This window comes from Geodermatophilus sp. DF01-2, from assembly GCF_004571065.1.
In the GTDB taxonomy this organism is placed as follows: Bacteria; Actinomycetota; Actinomycetes; order Mycobacteriales; family Geodermatophilaceae; genus Geodermatophilus.
The window spans coordinates 1-4,037 of sequence record NZ_SPQN01000154.1; the positions used below are offsets into that span (position 1 = coordinate 1).

3 protein-coding genes and 2 pseudogenes are annotated in these 4,037 nt (G+C 77.5%); 2 read left to right on the plus strand and 3 right to left on the minus strand.

Annotated elements, in window-relative coordinates; all coding sequences use genetic code 11:
- The 3 genes and pseudogenes from E4P41_RS21335 to E4P41_RS21345 form a co-directional block, all read right to left on the minus strand.
- Nucleotides 1–755: pseudogene (locus E4P41_RS21335) on the minus strand (hypothetical protein); the annotation flags it as partial.
- Nucleotides 752–1,399: a response regulator transcription factor gene (locus tag E4P41_RS21340; RefSeq protein ID WP_135143200.1), complete on the minus strand. Its 648-nt coding sequence runs from the start codon at nucleotides 1,397–1,399 to the stop codon at nucleotides 752–754. The pseudogene E4P41_RS21335 and the gene E4P41_RS21340, both read right to left, overlap by 4 nt.
- Nucleotides 1,396–2,667: an ATP-binding protein gene (locus E4P41_RS21345; protein ID WP_209307852.1), complete on the minus strand. Its 1,272-nt coding sequence runs from the start codon at nucleotides 2,665–2,667 to the stop codon at nucleotides 1,396–1,398. Before E4P41_RS21345 ends, E4P41_RS21340 begins: the two co-directional genes overlap by 4 nt.
- A gap of 446 nt (nucleotides 2,668–3,113) precedes the next feature.
- On the opposite strand from E4P41_RS21345, the gene rpe reads away from it, so the two are divergent.
- Together rpe and E4P41_RS21355 are read left to right on the plus strand one after the other, a co-directional pair.
- On the plus strand, nucleotides 3,114–3,785 hold the full coding sequence (gene rpe, locus E4P41_RS21350) for a ribulose-phosphate 3-epimerase (RefSeq protein WP_135143202.1): 672 nt from the start codon (nucleotides 3,114–3,116) through the stop codon (nucleotides 3,783–3,785).
- Nucleotides 3,782–4,037 (plus strand): annotated as a pseudogene (locus tag E4P41_RS21355) (riboflavin biosynthesis protein RibD); the annotation flags it as partial. The gene rpe and the pseudogene E4P41_RS21355, both read left to right, overlap by 4 nt.

Here is a 4,037-nt window from a genome sequence, read left to right on the forward strand (position 1 = left end):
CCGGCCGGCGACCCGGCGTCCGGCGTCTCCGGCGCCGGGCTCTCCGGCGCCGGGTCCTCCGGCGCCGGGTCCTCCGGCGCCGGGTCCTCCGGCGCCGGGTCCTCCGGCGCCGGGCTTCCCGCGACCGGGTCCTCTCTCACGGGTGCACGGGCGGCCGGTTCCTGCGGCGGCAGTGTTTCCGGGGCGGTGGTGGGCCCACGCCGCGGGGGCGCGTCGGCCTGCACGTCCTCGGGCTGCCCGGTGGCGGGAGGTGCCGCGGACCGGGAGCCGGCGGGCGGATCGGCGGGGGAGGGCACGGCGGGGGAGGGCACGGCGGGGGAAGACTCGGCGGGGGAAGACTCGGCGGCGGAGGACGCGTCGGAGCGCTGCTCCAGGGTGGGGACGGCGGGTCGCTGCGGACCCGCCGCGTCCGGGTGGCGCTCCCGGTCCTCCAGCGAGGTTGCGGCTGCCGGCGGGTTCGCGCGCGGGCCGCCGGGCTCGGTCCCGTCGTCCTCCGCCACCTGCTCCGTCGCAGGCCGGGCCGGTGCGACCGACGGGCCCAGCAGCGAGAAGCCGGCCCACGCACCGGTGAGGGTGGCCGTTCCGATGGCGGCCAGGACGGCGAGCGCCCCGGCCACCAGCGCGAGCCGCTCCGACCACCGCCGCGGCGGCGGCCGCCCGGTCGCGGCGTAGTGCAGCAGGACCGGTCGCTGCTGCACGTCGACGGCCGCCTCCGCGGCGCCCCGGGGCCGGTGCCGGCCCGTGCCGCGGCTCATCCCCTCGACCTGCGGGGGTGGGGCGCCGGCCGGATGCGGCGTTCGGCCCACAGCGCCGCCTGCGTGCGGTCGGCGACGCCGATGCGCTGCAGGATCCGGGTGACGTGGGTCTTCACCGTGGCCTCGCTGATCCGCAGTCGCCGCGCGATCACCTTGTTGGGCAGCCCCTGGCGGACCAGTTCGAGCACCTCCTTCTCGCGGTCGGTGAGCAGGTCGCCCTGGCCGCGGTCGCGCAGGTCGGCGAGCACGGCCGTGGTCACCATCGGGTCGACGGGGGCCCCGCCCGCGGCGATGCACCGCACCGCCTCGAGGATCGACTCGCCGTCCTGGTACTTGAGCAGGTAGCCGTCGGCACCGGCGGTCAGCGCGGGCAGCACCAGGTCGGGTTCGCCGAAAGAGGTCAGCACCAGCACGGGAACCGTCCGGCCCCGCTCGCGCAGCGACCGGATGACCGTGATGCCGTCGCACCCCGGCATGGACAGGTCGAGCAGCACGACGTCGGGGTCGAGCTGCTCGACCAGGTCCAGGGCGCTGTGCCCGTCCCCGGCCGCACCGACGCACTCCAGGCCCTCGGCGGCGGCCAGCAGGCTGGAGATGCCCCGCCGGACGACGGCGTGGTCGTCGACCACCAGTACCCGGATCACCGCGCGGCTCTCGTCGTCAGCGACGCGGCGGCGGCCAGCGGCACGGTCGTCACCAGGCGGGTGCCCTTCCCTGGGGCGCTGGCCAACGCGAGGGAGCCACCCGCGTCGACCAGCAGCTCGCCCAGCGCCCGGAGGCCGACGTGGCCGGCTGCGCCGCGCTCGGTCAGGCGGCTCTCGTCGAAGCCGTGCCCGTCGTCCTCGATGACCATCGTGGCGACCCCCTCGTGGCGCGTGACGGCGACCTCGACCGAGGTCGCCCGGCTGTGCGTGGCGACGTTGCGCAGCGCCTCCTGGGCGCAGCGGTAGAGCAGCGCGGCCGTCGGCCCGGGGAGGTCCCGGGCGTCGTCGGCCCGCACGGTCACCCGGATCCCGGACCGGTCGAGCTCCTGGGCCAGCACCCGCAGCGCCGGCAGCAGCCCGCCCCGGAAGCTGCCCCGGGCCGGGATCAGCGCCACCAGCAGCGACCGGAGGTCCTCGACGATCTGCCGCACCGCCTGCGAGGTCCGCCCCAGCAGCTCGGCGTCCTCCGGGCTGCGGGGTGAGCCGCGCATCTGCGCGGCGTCGAGCTCGAAGGCCAGGGCGGTGAGGTCTTGGACGGCGTGGTCGTGCACGTCTCCGGCGATCCGGCGCCGCTCCGCGTCCGAGGCGTCGACGGCCGCCTGGAGCAGAGCGTCCTCGGCCTGCTGGGAGCGCCGCAGCCGGGAGGCCAGCCGCCAGGCGAGCGGGACCTGCAGCACCTGCAGCAGTGCCAGGGCGCCGAGCGCGGCCGGGGCGAAGCGCAGCCAGGTGCGCTCCGCGAGGTCGGTCACCACGGAGTAGCTCTCGTGGAACTCGACCAGCAGCGGGGCGCCGTGCAGGTCGCGCACGGCCACGTAGGCCACGAGCACCCGGCCGCTGCTGCGGCCCGGGACCACGTGCCGGTCCCCGGGCTCGGCCACGAGCGAGGCGACCGTGCCGGACTGCAGCGCACGACGCGCCCCTGCCGGCAGCGGGGCGACTCGGCCGACGACGCTGCGGTCGTCGGCCCAGAGGACCTGCCCGCTGCTGGAGCGCACCCGGACCGCGACGACCGGGCCGGCCGTCACCAGCGCCGCGACGTGGGTCCGCATGTCGTCGGGCGGGTCGGGTGGTAGCCCCGGCCGGCTGTCGAGCGCCGGGGTCAGCGTCGCGGCGGTGACCCGGGCCAGGTCCTCGAACGCCCGCGTGCCCTGCTCGAGGCCCGCTCGGCGGGCCAGCACCCCGGTCAGCAACGCGAGGGCGAGCGTCACCGCGAGCCCGGCACACGTGAACCAGGCGACCGGAGCGGCGACCGAGGTGCGTCGCCTCGTCCGGTGCCCTGCCGCCCGCCGTGCGCCCCGGCCCACGCCGAGCACCATAGGGAGGGCGGGTTCCGGATCGGGTTGTTCGCGTCACGGTGCGGCGTTCACCGGCCCTCTTGCGCCGCCGCGCCCGAAGAGTTGCACGGACGGCGACACCGCCGCCACGGTCCGGGAACTCCGAGGCCCGGCCGAGAACCCGGGCGGGTCGGCGACGACCACCAGGGGCCGAGGTGACCGGCCCGCGCAGCCCTCCGGGGAGGACATCCGGATCGAGCCGGCGGTGCCCGTCCCGCCGGAGCCGCCGCCGTCGCCGCGCTGGCCGCAGTGGGCGGGGACCTCTGGCTCCGCCGCTCCTGCGCCAGGGGGTGATCACGCCCCGCCTACACTCGGCGGACGTGCCGAGCAGCCCTCTCATCGCGCCCAGCCTCCTGTCGGCGGACTTCGCCCGGCTGGCCGAGGAGGCGCAGCGGGTCGCCGACGCCGACTGGCTGCACTTCGACGTCATGGACGCGCACTTCGTGCCGAACCTGACCTTCGGCCTGCCGGTGATGCAGGCGGTGCGGGCGGCCAGCCCGGTGCCGCTGGACTGTCATCTGATGATCGAGGACCCCGCGCGCTGGGCGCCGGGCTACGCCGAGGCCGGCGCCCGCAACGTCACCGTGCACGCCGAGGCCTGCGCCGACCCGCGCGCGGTCGCCCGAGACCTGCGCGCCGCCGGCGCCCTGGCCGGGCTGGCGGTCAAGCCGGGCACCCCGCTGGAGGGCTACCTCGACGTCCTCCCGGAGTTCGACACCCTGCTGATCATGACCGTCGAGCCCGGTTTCGGCGGCCAGGAGTTCATCGCCGAGACGCTGCCCAAGGTGCGCCGCGCGCGGGAGCTGGTCGACACCGGGCACCTCACCCTCTTCGTCGAGGTGGACGGCGGCATCAACGCCGACACCATCGAGCAGGCCGCCGCGGCCGGCGCCGACGTCTTCGTCGCGGGCTCCGCCGTCTACGGCGCGGACGATCCGGCGCGCGCCATCGCCGCCCTGCGGGCGCAGGCCGCCGCGGCGCGGCAGGGGTGACCGTCTCCGAGGCCGAGCTGCGGGGAATGGCCCGGGCGCGCGAGCTCGGGGCCGCCGTCCTCGGCACCACCAGCCCCAACCCGCCGGTGGGCGCGGTGGTGCTGGCCGCCGACGGGACACCGGTGGGGGAGGGCGCGACCGCACCACCCGGCGGGCCGCACGCGGAGGTCCGCGCACTGGCCCGGGCCGGCGAGCGGGCCCGCGGCGGCACCGTCGTCGTCACCCTCGAGCCGTGCGCGCACACCGGCCGCA